This window comes from Dickeya parazeae Ech586 (assembly GCF_000025065.1).
Classification (GTDB): Bacteria; Pseudomonadota; Gammaproteobacteria; order Enterobacterales; family Enterobacteriaceae; genus Dickeya; species Dickeya zeae.
In genome coordinates this window covers 413,820-427,752 of sequence record NC_013592.1, presented here as the reverse complement: position 1 = coordinate 427,752, position 13,933 = coordinate 413,820, and the positions used below count along the sequence as shown (strand labels likewise).

General features: G+C 56.6%; 15 protein-coding genes. 7 read left to right on the top strand and 8 right to left on the bottom strand.

Annotated features, from left to right (window positions below):
• Window positions 1-38: 38 nt before the first annotated feature.
• Complete coding sequence (locus DD586_RS01925; protein ID WP_012883124.1) at window positions 39-506, bottom strand: YhcH/YjgK/YiaL family protein; 468 nt, start codon at window positions 504-506, stop codon at window positions 39-41.
• Between the two features lie 410 nt (window positions 507-916).
• Between DD586_RS01925 and pyrB the strand changes: the two genes are divergently transcribed.
• The 3 genes from pyrB to ridA all read left to right on the top strand — a co-directional run bounded on the left by pyrB (window position 917) and on the right by ridA (window position 2,832).
• Entirely contained in the window at window positions 917-1,852 is a 936-nt protein-coding gene (gene pyrB, locus DD586_RS01920; protein ID WP_012883123.1) for an aspartate carbamoyltransferase, read from the top strand.
• 16 nt (window positions 1,853-1,868) lie between these two features.
• Complete coding sequence (gene pyrI / locus DD586_RS01915) at window positions 1,869-2,333, top strand: aspartate carbamoyltransferase regulatory subunit (protein ID WP_012883122.1); 465 nt, start codon at window positions 1,869-1,871, stop codon at window positions 2,331-2,333.
• Between the two features lie 112 nt (window positions 2,334-2,445).
• Window positions 2,446-2,832 (top strand): 2-iminobutanoate/2-iminopropanoate deaminase, encoded by a 387-nt coding sequence (gene ridA, locus DD586_RS01910; RefSeq protein WP_012883121.1) that lies wholly within the window; start codon window positions 2,446-2,448, stop codon window positions 2,830-2,832.
• Between the two features lie 90 nt (window positions 2,833-2,922).
• On the opposite strand, the gene DD586_RS01905 is transcribed toward ridA, so the two are convergent.
• Both DD586_RS01905 and DD586_RS21135 read right to left on the bottom strand, forming a co-directional pair.
• On the bottom strand, window positions 2,923-3,252 hold the full coding sequence (locus DD586_RS01905; RefSeq protein WP_012883120.1) for a type II toxin-antitoxin system RelE/ParE family toxin: 330 nt from the start codon (window positions 3,250-3,252) through the stop codon (window positions 2,923-2,925).
• Complete coding sequence (locus tag DD586_RS21135; protein ID WP_012883119.1) at window positions 3,221-3,457, bottom strand: ParD-like family protein; 237 nt, start codon at window positions 3,455-3,457, stop codon at window positions 3,221-3,223. The genes DD586_RS01905 and DD586_RS21135 overlap by 32 nt, the downstream gene beginning before the upstream one ends.
• Before the next feature lie 337 nt (window positions 3,458-3,794).
• Here DD586_RS21135 and DD586_RS01895 point away from each other — a divergent pair, with 337 nt between their 5' ends.
• Genes DD586_RS01895 through DD586_RS01880 form a run of 4 tightly spaced genes read left to right on the top strand, consistent with a single transcriptional unit; the run spans window position 3,795 to window position 7,763 of the window.
• Entirely contained in the window at window positions 3,795-5,234 is a 1,440-nt protein-coding gene (locus DD586_RS01895) for a circularly permuted type 2 ATP-grasp protein (protein WP_041164241.1), read from the top strand.
• Window positions 5,228-6,157 carry an alpha-E domain-containing protein gene (locus tag DD586_RS01890; protein WP_012883117.1) on the top strand — a complete coding sequence of 310 codons (930 nt, stop codon included), beginning with the start codon at window positions 5,228-5,230 and terminating at the stop codon, window positions 6,155-6,157. The genes DD586_RS01895 and DD586_RS01890 overlap by 7 nt, the downstream gene beginning before the upstream one ends.
• A complete protein-coding gene (locus tag DD586_RS01885; RefSeq protein WP_012883116.1) occupies window positions 6,154-6,972 on the top strand; it encodes a transglutaminase family protein in 819 nt (272 codons plus the stop codon). Before DD586_RS01890 ends, DD586_RS01885 begins: the two co-directional genes overlap by 4 nt.
• A 56-nt stretch (window positions 6,973-7,028) precedes the next feature.
• Window positions 7,029-7,763 (top strand): proteasome-type protease, encoded by a 735-nt coding sequence (locus DD586_RS01880; protein ID WP_012883115.1) that lies wholly within the window; start codon window positions 7,029-7,031, stop codon window positions 7,761-7,763.
• Window positions 7,764-7,866: 103 nt separating this feature from the next.
• Here the strand turns inward: DD586_RS01880 and DD586_RS01875 are convergent, their stop codons facing one another.
• The 5 genes from DD586_RS01875 to DD586_RS01855 all read right to left on the bottom strand — a co-directional run bounded on the left by DD586_RS01875 (window position 7,867) and on the right by DD586_RS01855 (window position 13,920).
• Window positions 7,867-9,474, bottom strand: coding sequence for an ABC transporter ATP-binding protein (locus tag DD586_RS01875; protein WP_012883114.1), 1,608 nt, complete (start codon window positions 9,472-9,474; stop codon window positions 7,867-7,869).
• On the bottom strand, window positions 9,467-10,288 hold the full coding sequence (locus DD586_RS01870) for an ABC transporter permease (RefSeq protein ID WP_012883113.1): 822 nt from the start codon (window positions 10,286-10,288) through the stop codon (window positions 9,467-9,469). The genes DD586_RS01875 and DD586_RS01870 overlap by 8 nt, the downstream gene beginning before the upstream one ends.
• 27 nt (window positions 10,289-10,315) lie before the next feature.
• Entirely contained in the window at window positions 10,316-11,314 is a 999-nt protein-coding gene (locus DD586_RS01865; RefSeq protein ID WP_049779801.1) for an ABC transporter permease, read from the bottom strand.
• A gap of 85 nt (window positions 11,315-11,399) precedes the next feature.
• A complete protein-coding gene (locus DD586_RS01860) occupies window positions 11,400-12,941 on the bottom strand; it encodes an ABC transporter substrate-binding protein (protein ID WP_012883111.1) in 1,542 nt (513 codons plus the stop codon).
• 70 nt (window positions 12,942-13,011) lie between these two features.
• Entirely contained in the window at window positions 13,012-13,920 is a 909-nt protein-coding gene (locus DD586_RS01855; protein WP_012883110.1) for a homocysteine S-methyltransferase family protein, read from the bottom strand.
• Between the last annotated feature and the right edge of the window lie 13 nt (window positions 13,921-13,933).

Genomic DNA, 13,933 nt, shown 5'->3' with positions numbered 1-13,933 from the left:
GTATCCCGTTACAGGCATGACGGCTTGCGGTGGTCGGGTTACCGCACCAGCGTGGCGTCGATTTTCACGACCGCCTTGCGCACATGTGCTGGCTCGCCAACGGCACACAGCGGTTTATGTACTTCACCGGGGAAGAACACCACAAAATCGCCGGTCTGCAGTACCACCTGTTTTTCCTGCTCGCCGGACGGCAGGAAGGCGATATCTTTATCCGCCAGCCAGTCTACGTCCGGTTTGCCTGCTGGCAGGTTGCTGAAGGTCATCCCTTCCGTGCCGTTTAGCACAATCTGGATATCCAGGTATTTGGCGTGATACTCGGCACGGCGTTTCTCAAACGGTTCCGTACTGTCGTTCGACACCAGTACAAACACCTTATTGCCGTCGATATCGTGCTTGCCGAGCGGGGTATCGGCGTTGATATGCTGCTTCACATACTCAATCGCCTCGCGCAGTTTGGCTGGCAGATAGGGGAATAGATCCAGATGGTCGACATTACCGGTAATCATGACTGCTCCTATAAATAAACAAACTGAAACAATGTTTTGATTCCTTATACTCCTGTCGGCATTACGCTGCCAGCCAGCAAGCGTAAAAAAGTGATCCGAACCGTGCGTTTCAGCGAATGGTGAAACACCTAACCGCAACCGATTGCTCACCGCGAAAAGACAGCGTTTTTCTGCTTGAATTCACCTCTTCGGCGCGTATAATTCCGGACAATTTGCCGGGAGGGAACATGTCTAACGCTGCTGTCTTTGTGGGTGTCTTACCGCAACTGCCTGTTGGCAGCATGACGGCGTTTTTCCTTCCGTTGCCTGACAGATTTATAAAAAAAGCCCCTCGTTGAGGGGCTTTTTTTTGCCTGTCGCCGCCAGCCATCCGTTTGTTTACCGGGCCTAACCGAGGGGAGCATAGACACATGGTCAATCCGCTATATAAAAGACACATCATCTCAATCAACGATCTCAGCCGGGACGATCTGGAGCTGACGCTCAAGGTGGCGGCCAGCCTGAAAGCCCATCCCCAGCCGGAACTGCTCAAGCACAAGGTGGTCGCCAGCTGTTTCTTTGAGGCTTCTACCCGCACCCGTCTGTCGTTTGAAACCGCCATCCACCGCCTGGGCGCTTCGGTGGTGGGTTTTGCCGACAGCAGCAACACCTCGCTCGGTAAAAAAGGCGAAACGCTGGCCGACACCATTTCCGTCATCAGCAACTATGTGGATGCCATTGTGATGCGCCACCCGCAGGAAGGGGCGGCACGGCTGGCAACCGAGTTCTCCGGCGGGGTGCCGGTGTTCAACGCGGGCGACGGCGCCAACCAACACCCCTCCCAGACACTGCTGGACCTGTTCACCATTCAGGAAACGCAAGGCCGCCTGAGCAACATCAATATCGCGATGGTCGGCGACCTGAAGTACGGACGTACCGTCCATTCATTGACCCAGGCGCTGGCCAAGTTCGACGGCAATCGCTTCTACTTCATCTCGCCAGATGCGCTGGCGATGCCGGACTACATCCTCAACATGCTGAAAGAGAAAAATATTCCCTACAGCCTGCACACCAGCATTGAAGAAGTGGTACCGCAGTTGGATATTCTGTACATGACCCGCGTTCAGAAAGAGCGCCTGGACCCGTCGGAATACATCAATATCAAATCGCAGTTTATCCTGCGTGCTTCCGACCTGGGCAACGCCCGCGACAACCTGAAAGTCCTGCACCCGCTGCCGCGCATCGATGAAATCACCACCGACGTGGACAGCACCCCTTACGCCTACTACTTCCAGCAGGCAGGTAACGGCATTTACGCGCGCCAGGCTCTGCTGGCGTTGGTTCTGAACAGCGAACTGGTTCTGTGAGAGAGGAGCACACAGCATGACTCACGACAACAAATTACAGGTAGAAGCCATCAAACGCGGTACGGTGATCGACCATATTCCGGCACAGGTTGGCTTCAAATTACTGACGCTGTTCAAACTGACCGCCACCGACCAGCGCATCACCATCGGCCTGAACTTGCCTTCCAACCATCTGGGCCGCAAGGACCTGATCAAGATTGAAAATATCTTTCTGACTGAAGAGCAGGCTAACCAACTGGCGATGTATGCGCCGCAAGCCACCGTCAATCAAATCGACAATTACGAAGTGGTACGCAAACTGCACCCGCAATTGCCGTCGCACATTGAAGGCGTGCTGACCTGCCCTAACAGCAACTGCATCAGCCGTATCGAGCCGGTCAATTCGTCCTTCAGCATCAAGCAAGTCGGCGCTGACGTGCACCTGAAGTGCAAATACTGCGAGAAAGAATTCGAACGTCAGGCGGTGTTAAACAGTCATTGATGCCAATACGCCGTCAGGAAAACGCCAACTGTGGTATGCAGCATTGGCCTGACGGCGGGCTTTTTGGAATAATGCGGAAGTCGCATCGTTTCAGACATAATCAGGAGAAAACATGTCACGCATTATCAGTACGGAACAGGCACCGGCCGCTATCGGCCCTTACGTTCAGGGTGTTGACCTGGGCAGCATGATCATCACGTCCGGTCAGATCCCGGTGGATCCGAAAACCGGTCTGGTGGCGGACGACGTTACCGCGCAGGCTCGTCAGTCGCTGGAAAACGTGAAAGCCATCGTGGAAGCGGCAGGTCTGAAAGTGAGCAATATCGTTAAAACCACGGTGTTCGTGAAAGATCTGAACGACTTCGCCACGGTGAACGCCGCCTATGAAGCCTTCTTCACCGAGCACAACGCGCCGTTCCCGGCCCGTTCCTGCGTGGAAGTGGCTCGTCTGCCGAAAGACGTGAAAATCGAAATCGAAGCCATCGCGGTTCGCGGTTAAGCTCCCCCGCTATCACAGGCAGGGATGATGATTGATTACGAATGTCATCATGCCTGAATAGGCGAACCCCGGCTAATACCGGGGTTTCGTTTATCTGATGAGTTTTAAATCTGACTTTCTCATCTTTTTCTGTTGCTGATAAAAGTTTTCATGAGAACCTAAGCTCAACAGATGGATGATGAGCTGGCTCTGATTCCAGCTATACCCCAGCAATGTTAACTGGTTGTTCAGCTTGAACTTATGAACCCTTAAATAACTCAAGTCACCTTTCTTTAGCTCACCCAGTTCAGGATTTTCAACAATCGCATCAATCTCATCTTCAACAACAGATCTGAATTGCTGTGGCAATTTGTCCAATGCTTTTTCAAACCGGTTGGTCTGATAAACCTCAATCTCTGCCTGGTTTTGTTCTTCGGACATAACGGGAAACCTTACCATTCTCTACTTCGCTTTGGGCGAGCAAAGTATCCATAATAAATTCGTATGTCAGATCAGGATTATCTTCAGCAATCCTGCCGATTCTGGCCCAGTGTTCTATCTGCTTGGGCACACTACGGCTGGATGCTTCTGCATACACCTTGACTTCAGTGACGAAGTCTTCATCCAATCGAATGCTGATAGCCATTTTGTTTACACCTTTATCTAATCGTCTTAATCGTATCTATACACTATAGCTCAGTAGCAGAATAGGACATTAAATCGCAATAAGCAACATTTTGTCGCGCGTTTTTTCGCTATTGACTGATAGTGTTGACTCAACTCTGTGCGCCCTCTCCGCTATCGCACCATCCGTTATCACGTTATTCACTGCATAACCCCGCCATAGCGCACCGCTTGCCATCATTTGCACCAACGAAGTGCAGTTTTTCTCCGCCACCTGCGATAAGTACCTCATTTACCACGCTGGCATGCTTTCTGCATTTCTCTTGTATCTTCTATCAAGCGGAATGCAGGGGATGACAATGATAAAAATGACGCTTCCGGCCGCGCCTTACTACGATGAGATGCTCAGCGCAGAAGGCCAGCAACGCCAGCACTACGACGCTTACTGGCAATGGTTGCAACAGACCGACCAACATGCCATCCGCCAGAAGAAAGATCAGGCTGAGTTACTGTTTCACCGGGTGGGAATTACCTTTAATGTCTACGGCGAAGAAGGCGGCACCGAGCGCCTGATCCCGTTTGACAGTGTGCCGCGTATTATCCCGGCCAACGAATGGAAAATGCTGGACCTCGGCATTCGCCAGCGCGTCAAAGCGCTCAACGCCTTCCTCTACGACATCTATCATAAGCAGCATATCCTCAACGCTGGTATCGTGCCCCGCGAACAGGTACTGGCGAACGAGCAGTACCAGCCTTGTATGCAGGGTGTTGATCTGCATAACAATATTTACGCACACATCACCGGTATCGATATGGTACGCAATAGCGACGGCCACTATTACGTACTGGAAGACAACCTGCGCACGCCATCCGGGGTTTCTTACATGCTGGAAAACCGCAAAATGATGATGCGGCTTTATCCGGATTTGTTCGCCAGCCAGCACATCGCACCGGTAGAGCGTTACCCCAGCTACCTGTTGCAAACCCTGCGCGAGAGCACCCACATTGACGACCCAACCGTGGTGGTGATGACGCCGGGCCGCTTCAACAGTGCCTATTTCGAACACAGCTTCCTCGCTCAGCAAATGGGGGTGGAATTAGTCGAAAGCGCGGACCTGTTCGTCAAAGAGGGCGCGGTGTATATGCGCACCACCGAAGGCCCGTGCCGGGTGGATGTGATCTACCGCCGTATTGACGACGCCTTCCTCGACCCGCTGGCGTTCCGCGCCGACTCCATGCTGGGTGTGCCGGGACTACTGTCGGTATACCGCGCTGGCGGTGTGGTGCTGGCAAACGCTATCGGCACCGGCGTGGCGGACGACAAATCCATCTACCCTTATGTACCGGAGATGATCCGCTTCTATCTGTCTGAGGAGCCGATCCTCGGCAATATCCCCACCTGGCAGTGCCGCAAACCCGACGATCTCGCTTATGTACTGGCGAATCTCGCCAGCATGGTGGTGAAAGAAGTACACGGTGCCGGGGGCTACGGCATGCTGGTCGGCCCCAAATCCACCCGCCAGCAAATCGAGGATTTTCGTCAGCGTCTGCTGGCTAACCCCGGTAACTATATTGCCCAGGACACGCTGGCGCTCTCCACCTGCCCTACTTTCGTCGAGGAGGGATTAGCACCCCGCCACATCGACCTGCGCCCGTTTGTCCTCTACGGCGAGGAAATTCGACTGGTTCCCGGCGGACTGACCCGCGTCGCGCTGACTGAAGGCTCACTGGTGGTGAACTCCTCGCAAGGCGGCGGCACCAAAGACACCTGGGTGATGGAGGAGGATGAATCATGCTAAGTCGTACCGCCAGCGAGCTTTATTGGATGGCCCGTTATCTGGAACGGGCGGAGAGTGTCGCCCGCGTGCTGGACGTCACCTACAAACTGTCGATGATGCCGCGCCACAGCCAGCAGCAGCACGATCTGGCGCTGCCGCTCAACCTGACGTTCACCCATGAACTGTTTCAGGAGCGCTACGCCCGCTTCACCATGAATAACCTGCTGAATTTCTTTGCGCTGGACAGCCACAACCCCAGTAGCATTTACAGCTGTATCGAAATGGCGTGGAACAATGCGCACGCGGTGCGCGGCAGCCTGTCGTCCGAGGTGTGGGAGTGCATCAATACCACCCGTATTGATATTCGTAACCTGCGCCAGTCCGGGGTGGATAAAATTGGTATCGACGCCTTTTTTGACTGGGTGAAAGAGCGCGCTCACCTGTTTCGCGGTGCCATGTTCGGCACCTTGCTGCGTAACGACGCCCAATGTTTTATTCGCATCGGCACCTTGATCGAACGATCGTTCGCTACCGCTCAGTTGCTGACCGTCAAGGATCAGCAGCTCAATAACGACCTCGACCCGGTGCGCGAATACTACCGGCTCGATACCCTGCTACGAGCGGTGAGCGCCCGCGAAGCCTACCACAGCCTCTATCGTCAGCCCATTAGCCGGGAAACGGTCACCGAACTGCTGGTACTGCGCAATGACGTCCCCCGATCGCTGCATGCCTGCGTGGGCGATCTGGTACAGCAACTGGAGATGATCGGCAGCGAACGGGCGCGTATCCCGCAACGTCTGGCGCATTTGCTGCACGTGGAACTGCGCTTCGGCTCGCTCGACGATATCATCGCCGACGACCTGCAACACTACCTCAACCGTTTCCTCACCAAAATCAACGAACTGGCTGACAGCATCCGTCATACCTATCTGGAGGCGCTATGAAACTGACCATCAATCACCTGACCCACTACCGTTACGATGAAGAAGTGAAGTTCAGCACCCAGTATCTGCGGCTGACGCCGCAAAGTTCTGCCCGCCAGCGCATTCGGGAATGGAAGCTGACTCTGCCCACGCCCGCCGTCGCCACCACCGATGCCTATGGCAATCTGATGCATGTGCTCACGCTGGATAGCCCGCACCACGATATTCTGATCCACGCACAAGGGGTGGTGGAAATTACCGAGGGCGTGGAAGAGGTACCCGAAGAGGAAGACGGATTGTCGCCGTTGATTTTCCTGCGCGGTACCACGCTGACCGAAGCGGATGATGCCATCCGCCACTTTGCCCGTCGCTATTATCAGGAGGCGGACCCGATTGGCAGTCTGGAAACCCTGATGGCAGAATTGCAACTGAAAATGCCGTATACTCCCGGCGCCACACAGGTGCAGGATACCGCCTGCGTGGCCTTTGCCAAAGGCAAGGGCGTCTGTCAGGATCACACCCATGTGTTTCTGGCCTGCTGCCGCAGCCTGCATATTCCGGCGCGTTATGTCAGTGGTTACGTGTATAGCCGGGATACCACGCATGTCGCCATGCATGCCTGGGCTGAGGTGTGGCTCAACGAGCGCTGGCACAGTTTTGACATCACCAACAACACCCGCAAGCTCAATCAGCATTTGCGCCTTGCGGTGGGGATGGATTACCTGGATGCCTGCCCGGTGCGCGGCAGTCGACTGGGGGGCGGGTGTGAAGAGATGTTTTCAGAAGCAGCAGTGAGCCTGTTCGAACGCCAGCAACAGGTGCAACAGCAACAATGACAGGAGCGACGACTCCTGTTTTCGTCTAGTCGGTAAAATCGGTAAAAAGGTACTGTATGACCTACTGTGTGGCCATGCGTCTGTCTGACGGGCTGGTTTTTGCTTCCGACTCCCGCACCAATGCGGGGGTTGATCACATCGCAACCTTCAGAAAGCTCCACGTATTCCATCAGGAAGGTGAGCGCGTGTTGGTTATCCAGTCGGCGGGTAATCTTGCCACCACCCAAAGCATTATCAGCCTGCTCAAAGCGCGTATCCACGCCCAGCATACGCCCAACCTGATGCAAACCAGTACCCTGTACGATGCCGCCACGCTGGTGGGTGAAACCGTGCGCGAGGTTATCCACCGCGACAGTCTGGCCCAGCAGAACGGTAGCAGCACCAATTTCGGCTGCAACCTGCTGCTTGGCGGCCAGATTGGCGACGAAGCCCCGCGGCTGTTCCATATCTATCCGGAAGGCAACTTTATCGAAGCGACCGGCGACACCCCTTACTTCCAGATAGGCGAGAGCAAATACGGTAAACCGATTATCGACCGGGTGCTGACGATGGATACGCCGCTGGAACAGGCCATGTGCTGTGCACTGATTTCGATTGACTCAACATTGCGCAGCAACCTGTCGGTCGGCTTGCCGCTGGATGTGATGATATACCGTGCTGGCAGTTTCGATATCAGCGAACAGCACCGCATCACCGAAAACGACCCTTACTTCGCCACCATTCGTAAAGCCTGGTCGGAAGGATTACTGAATACGTTTAGGCAATTGCCGCCGTTTCCGCCACAAGGGTAAGGCCCAAACTGCTCAAGACCGGACTTATCATGTGACTTACCGGACAAACAGCAACGCTTGCCCGATCATAGTGAATAATGTGCTTGTCGCTCGGCGTATTCGGTTATGACAAGGCGGAACTTTCCCGCGCCATCACATCCCGCAACCAGCCGCAGCGCATTTCTGGCACCGCCAGCAGCAGTTGCTGCGTGTAGTCATCCAGCGGCGGTGACAAGGCTTCCGTCACCGGGCCTTGCCGGACAATATGGCCGTGACGCAGCACCGCCACGCTATCAGCCACTTCGCGCACCACGTGTAAATCGTGGGTGATAAACAGATAAGCCACACCGGTTTCCTGCTGGATCTGACGCAGCAGCGCGAGCACGTCACGGGCGACCAGCGGGTCCAGCGCCGAGGTCGGCTCGTCGCAGATGATAAGCGACGGCTGTGCCGCCAGTGCGCGGGCAATACAAACGCGTTGCTTTTGACCACCTGACAGCGCGGTGGGGTAACGCTGCGCCATCTCCGCGGGCAACCCGACCTGATGCAACAAATCGCTGACGCGCAAGCGTCGCGCGGCGGCGTCCAGTTGGGTCAGGCACACCATTGAGCGTTCAATCTGCACACCGACCGGTAAACGCGGGTTGAGCGCGGTGTCCGGATGCTGATGAATCATCTGGATCGATTGCAACTGAGCACGATTGCGCTGCACCAGTTTCGCTGGCAGCGCGTCGCCATTAAGCCGAATCTCGCCGCCTGCCGGTGCCAGCAACCCACACAGGGTACGCCCCAGCGTTGACTTGCCCGACCCTGATTCGCCGATCACCGCCAGCGTGCGTCCACGCGCCAGTTGCAACGATACGTCCTGCAATACCGGTTGTTGCTGATAACGTGCACCAAGATGACGGATATCCAGCAAGATGTCATCTGTCGCCGCTTGCGGTACCTTGGGTTCGCCACGCGCCTGTAACAGGTCACGGGTGTAGGCTTCAACAGGGCTAGCCAGCAATGACGCGGTGTCGCCGGTTTCTACCTGACGACCATGCCGTAACACCATAATGCGGTGGCTGATTTGCGCCACCACCGCCAGATCGTGGCTGATATACAATGCGGCCACACCGGTAAGACGGATAATCTCATCGATGGCGTTGAGTACTCCGAGCTGGGTGGTCACGTCCAGCGCGGTGGTCGGTTCATCAAAAATGATCAGGTCGGGGCCAGCGCACATCGCCATCGCGATCATCGCCCGCTGCAACTGACCGCCGGATACCTGATGCGGATAACGCTGGAAGAAGGTTTGCGGTTCCGGCAACGACAGTTGGGTAAACAGTTCAATTGCCCGTGCCACCGCCTGCTGGCGTGACAACACACCGTGACGCACCGCCGTTTCAATCACCTGCTCGCCGATACGCTGCGCCGGGTTAAACGAGGCACTGGCGGATTGCGCCACATAAGCAATGCGTGCGCCACGAACAGCCCGCAGCTGACGCTCTGATAGCGAGGCCAGATCACTGCGCTTATCACCGTTCTGAAACCAAATATGCCCGATTTCAATACGCATGCCGTGACGACAGTGCCCAAGAATCGCCTGACCGATGGTGGATTTCCCCGCGCCGGACTCGCCAATCAACCCCAACACTTCCCCTTTATGAAGGGTAAAGTTGATGTCCTCTACCAGTGCCCGGCCGCCTGCCGTCACGCACAACTGTTCGACCCGCAGCAACTCACTCATGACGGCCTCCACGCCAGTTACGACCGTCACGGCTTAGCAGCCAGTCCGCCACCACATTGAGCGACACCGCCAGCAATGCGATGGCCGCCCCCGGCACCAGCGCCGCCCACACCCCAAACAGGATGCCGTCTTTATTGTCACGAGCCAGTCCACCCCAGTCGGCGGTGGGCGGCTGGATCCCTAACCCCAGAAACGACAACGCCGACAGGAACAGCAAAATAAAGATGAAACGCAGCGCGAATTCCGCCACCAGCGTGTTGCGCGCATTCGGTAAAATCTCACGCCACAGGATCCACCCCATCGACTCACCGCGCAGTCGCGCGACCTCAATGAACTCCTGGGTGGCGATATCCACCGCCAGCGAACGCGCTACCCGCAGCACGCGAGTGGCTTCCAACACGCCCAGAACCAGAATGATGATGAAGGTGCTTTTCGGCAGCATCGCCAATACCACCAGAGCCAGAATCAGTGTCGGGATCGCCATCAGCACGTCATTAACGCGGGAAATCAGTTGGTCCACCCAACCGCCACACACCCCGGCCAGAAAACCCAGCCCGGCGCCCAGCGCAAACGCTAACGCTGCCGCCAGTGCAGTCACCGCCAGCGAGGTACGCGTTCCCCAAATCAAGCGGGAAAACAGGTCACGCCCGATATTGTCAGTACCCAGCCACGCCTGCGGCATGGGTCCCAACCAGGCACCCGCCACCACCTTATCGGCCGGGTAAGGCGCAATCCAGGGCGCGAATAACGCCACCCCAATAAACAGACCCAGCCCCAGCAGACCGAGCACCACGGAAGGTTTTACAGCAGGCATGTACAGATATCCATTCGGTTGACGGCATTACCGCCGGGCATGGCGCAGACGCGGGTTCGCCATCAGCGATACCACATCTGCCAGCAAATTCAGCAGGATGTAAATCGTCGCCAGCACCAGCGCGCAGCCCTGAATCACCGGCATATCGCGTTTACTGATGCTATCGACCATGTACTGACCAAGCCCAGGGTAAACAAACACGCTTTCGACAATCACCACGCCTACCATCAGGTACGCCAGGTTAAGAACAATCACGTTGATGATCGGCCCCCAGGCGTTGGGCAGCACGTGGCGCAGCAGGATAACCGAAGGCGACATCCCTTTCAGCAATGCCGTGTCGACATAGGCGGCGTTTTGCGCGCCTATCAGCGCCGCACGGGTCATGTTGCTCATGTGGCCCAGAACTGCCAGCACCAGCGTCAGACAGGGTAGCGCGATAGCCGTCAAATGTGCCCCAAGCGGCATATGATCGCTCACATTACTGTTGCTCGGCAGCCAGAACAGGGTGATGGAAAAAATCAAAATCAGCAGGTAGCCGGAGAAAAACTCCGGCAACGCCACCGCGACGCGGGTAAACAGATTGAGCAGCCGGTCCAGCCAACTGCCCTGATAACGCACCGACAAAAAGCCTATCAGCAGCGCCAGCGGCACCGCCACCACGGCGGTACACCCGGCCAGAAACAACGTATTTTCCAGACGCCATGCCAGCACCGGCGCAATCGCCTGACGGCTGGTAAAACTCTGGCCGAAATCGCCGCCGACCATGCCCCATAGCCAGTTGAGATAACGCGATACCGCGGGCTGATCCAGCCCTAACTGGGCATTCAGCGCACGTACCGCTTCCGGCGTTGCCGTCTGCCCCAGAATAGCGGTAGCGGCATTGCCCGGCAGCAGTTGAATACCGGCAAAAATCAGTACCGATACCACGGCAACCATCGCCACACCCGCCAGCAAGCGCCGCAAAATCAACATCAGCAGCGGGTAGCGACCAGCCCATTGTTCAAGCACCGTCCATCGGCAAAACATGGCCTTTTGGCAAAACATGGTCCTTCGGCGAAACATCGTCACATTACCTGCCTTTTACCTGCATCTTACCCGCCCTTTATCTCTCTCAGGCCAGCCACACTTTTTCCGCAGCACGGTTGCCGCTGAGTGGGAAGCCTGGAATGGCATTCAATCCCTTCACTTTGGTACTGCAGGCGTCGAGCGCGTCAGCATACAGCGGAATGATTTCACTGCTCTGATCCACCAGCATCACCTGAATGTCATGGTAGATTTGGCGGCGCTTGTCTTCGTTGGCTTCACCACGTGCCGCACGTACCAGTTGGTCGAACGCATCATTCTTCCAGCCAGATTCGTTCCACGGTGCCTGACTGGTGAACACCAGCGACAACAGCGCATCAGCGGTAGGGCGAACCGACCAGTTAGAGGACACGAACGGTTTTTTCATCCACACATTGTCCCAGAACGCGTCGTCCGGCACACGCTCTACATTCAGCGTAATGCCTGCCTTCTGCGCAGACGCCTGATACAACTGACCGGCATCCACCGCGCCGGGGAAACCGGCATCAGCGACAGAGAGTGTCAGCGGGCCGCTGAACCCGGCTTTCTGCCAGTGCCACTTGGCTTTCTCCGGGTCGTAGGGACGCTGGGGAATGTCTTTGGCGAAATAGCGGTTGGACGGGAAAATCGGGTTATCGTTCGCCACGCTGGCATAGCCACCCAGCACCGTATCGATAATCTGCTGGCGATCGATCGCGTATTTCAGCGCCAGTCGGCCATCTTCATTATTAAACGGTGCGACATTGCTCAAACCTGGGAAGGTGAAAATCTGGCTGTCACGCGAGCGCAACAGTTGCAGGGTCGGCATGTTCTGAATGCGCCCGACAATACGCGGGTTCACGCGGTTGATAATGTGTGCGGAGCCACTCACCAGCGCTGCCACACGGGCGGTAGAGTCGTTCATCGCCAGCGTTTCGACCGAGTCGACATGGCCGCGCGCACTGTTCCAGTGATTCGGATTGCGTTTTACCAACGTGCGCACGCCTGGCTGGAAACTCTCCAGAATAAAGGCACCGGTACCGATACCTTTGTCGAAATTTTCGTTTTCCGGGGTAATGGCAAAATGCACGTCGCTCAGCAGTGCGATGAATTCTACGTTCGGTTCGTTCAGACGAAGGGTGACCTCGTGGCTACCGGTGGCGTCCATCGCCACCACCGGGTCCAGATAGCCTTTCACCGACGAGCTGGATTTCTCACCACGGTGGTGGTTGAGCGAATAGATCACGTCTTTGGCGCTGAGCGTACGGCCATCATGGAACTGTACGCCTTTGCGGATAGCCAGCACCCAGGTGCGTCCGCCGTCCTTGCTCTCCCAGGATTCGGCCAGCGACGGCACCAGCTCGCCTTTTTCATCCAGTTCCAGCAGGTTGTTAAATAGCTGAGACCCCACGAAGTACATATAGGTTTCAAACCAAAATGCCGGGTCGAGACGGTCGGTGCTGGAGGCGTTATCCACCCCAACTATCAAATGACCGCCTTTTTTCGGTTGCTCTGCGGCATCCGCGCCCCAGGCGGCGCTCAACGGCCAGCCGGTAGCCGCCGCCGCGACGGATAAGGCGCAGGCGCTTTTAATAAAGTGACGACGATTCATGTTGTGTTCCCTTCGTGAGTGCTTATCCGTTACGGATAGTTATTATCGTTATAAAAATGACCGTCGGTGTTTACGCCTGACGGTGGAATGCCTGTGCCAGACGGGCGATATGCTCCGGGCCAATGCCACAGCAGCCCCCGACCAGCGATGCCCCTTGCGCCACCCATTCTTGCGCCCATTGCAGGTAGCCTTCCGGGTGCGTATCGGTACGCAGTCGGCTCAGCCCTTCGTTCGCGCCGCGCTGATTATCATCCGGCTCGAACGCGTTGGCGTACACGCCCACACCAATCGGTGCCGACAGCGCACTTAAGGTCGCGCTGGCCTGTGCCACCGCGGGGGCCATCACTTCCGGACGGCTACAGTTGAACAACAGGTTCGCGGCCCCCAGACGGGCAGCCTCCTGTGCGGCAGCGGCCACGGTTTCACCGGAGCGCAGGCGGGCATGACCGTCAGCATCCAGCTCATCCTGCAACGTAAATGACAGCCACAGCTCGCGCGGGTCGCTCGCCAACAGTTCACGCACCAGCGCCACTTCCGCCAGCGAGCTTTGGGTTTCCGCCAGCCAGACATCAACATAAGGGTTAAGGGCATCGATCAACGTCTTCAGGATCGGCGTCGCCGCCTCGGCGTTAAAAAGATCAGGACGATATGAGCCCAACACCGGCGGCAGCGAACCGGCGACACGTACCGGGTGCGAGGCGGCATCCGCCGCCTGACGCGCCAGTTGACCGGCCAATGCGGCCAGAGCCTGACCCCGTGCGCTAAATTCCGCCTCGCCGATATGGAAAGGCACCACGGCATAGCTGTTGCTGGTAATCACCTGTGCACCGGCAGCAATAAAGCTGTCATGCACCTGACGCACATGCTGCGGCGACTCTATCAGCGCCAGCGCCGACCACTCCGGCTGACGAAAAGGAGCGCCAATACGTGCCAGTTCACGCCCCATTCCCCCGTCCAAAATCAGAACGTTGTCTGCCATTGTCTTTCCTTAA

Bases quoted from the DNA above. Each gene is read 5' to 3' on its own strand.
- DD586_RS01925 (WP_012883124.1), bottom strand. From the start codon at position 506: ATGATTACCGGTAATGTCGACCATCTGGATCTATTCCCCTATCTGCCA.
- pyrB (WP_012883123.1), top strand. From the start codon at position 917: ATGGTCAATCCGCTATATAAAAGACACATCATCTCAATCAACGATCTC.
- pyrI (WP_012883122.1), top strand. From the start codon at position 1,869: ATGACTCACGACAACAAATTACAGGTAGAAGCCATCAAACGCGGTACG.
- ridA (WP_012883121.1), top strand. From the start codon at position 2,446: ATGTCACGCATTATCAGTACGGAACAGGCACCGGCCGCTATCGGCCCT.
- DD586_RS01905 (WP_012883120.1), bottom strand. From the start codon at position 3,252: ATGTCCGAAGAACAAAACCAGGCAGAGATTGAGGTTTATCAGACCAAC.
- DD586_RS21135 (WP_012883119.1), bottom strand. From the start codon at position 3,457: ATGGCTATCAGCATTCGATTGGATGAAGACTTCGTCACTGAAGTCAAG.
- DD586_RS01895 (WP_041164241.1), top strand. From the start codon at position 3,795: ATGATAAAAATGACGCTTCCGGCCGCGCCTTACTACGATGAGATGCTC.
- DD586_RS01890 (WP_012883117.1), top strand. From the start codon at position 5,228: ATGCTAAGTCGTACCGCCAGCGAGCTTTATTGGATGGCCCGTTATCTG.
- DD586_RS01885 (WP_012883116.1), top strand. From the start codon at position 6,154: ATGAAACTGACCATCAATCACCTGACCCACTACCGTTACGATGAAGAA.
- DD586_RS01880 (WP_012883115.1), top strand. From the start codon at position 7,029: ATGACCTACTGTGTGGCCATGCGTCTGTCTGACGGGCTGGTTTTTGCT.
- DD586_RS01875 (WP_012883114.1), bottom strand. From the start codon at position 9,474: ATGAGTGAGTTGCTGCGGGTCGAACAGTTGTGCGTGACGGCAGGCGGC.
- DD586_RS01870 (WP_012883113.1), bottom strand. From the start codon at position 10,288: ATGCCTGCTGTAAAACCTTCCGTGGTGCTCGGTCTGCTGGGGCTGGGT.
- DD586_RS01865 (WP_049779801.1), bottom strand. From the start codon at position 11,314: ATGTTTTGCCGATGGACGGTGCTTGAACAATGGGCTGGTCGCTACCCG.
- DD586_RS01860 (WP_012883111.1), bottom strand. From the start codon at position 12,941: ATGAATCGTCGTCACTTTATTAAAAGCGCCTGCGCCTTATCCGTCGCG.
- DD586_RS01855 (WP_012883110.1), bottom strand. From the start codon at position 13,920: ATGGCAGACAACGTTCTGATTTTGGACGGGGGAATGGGGCGTGAACTG.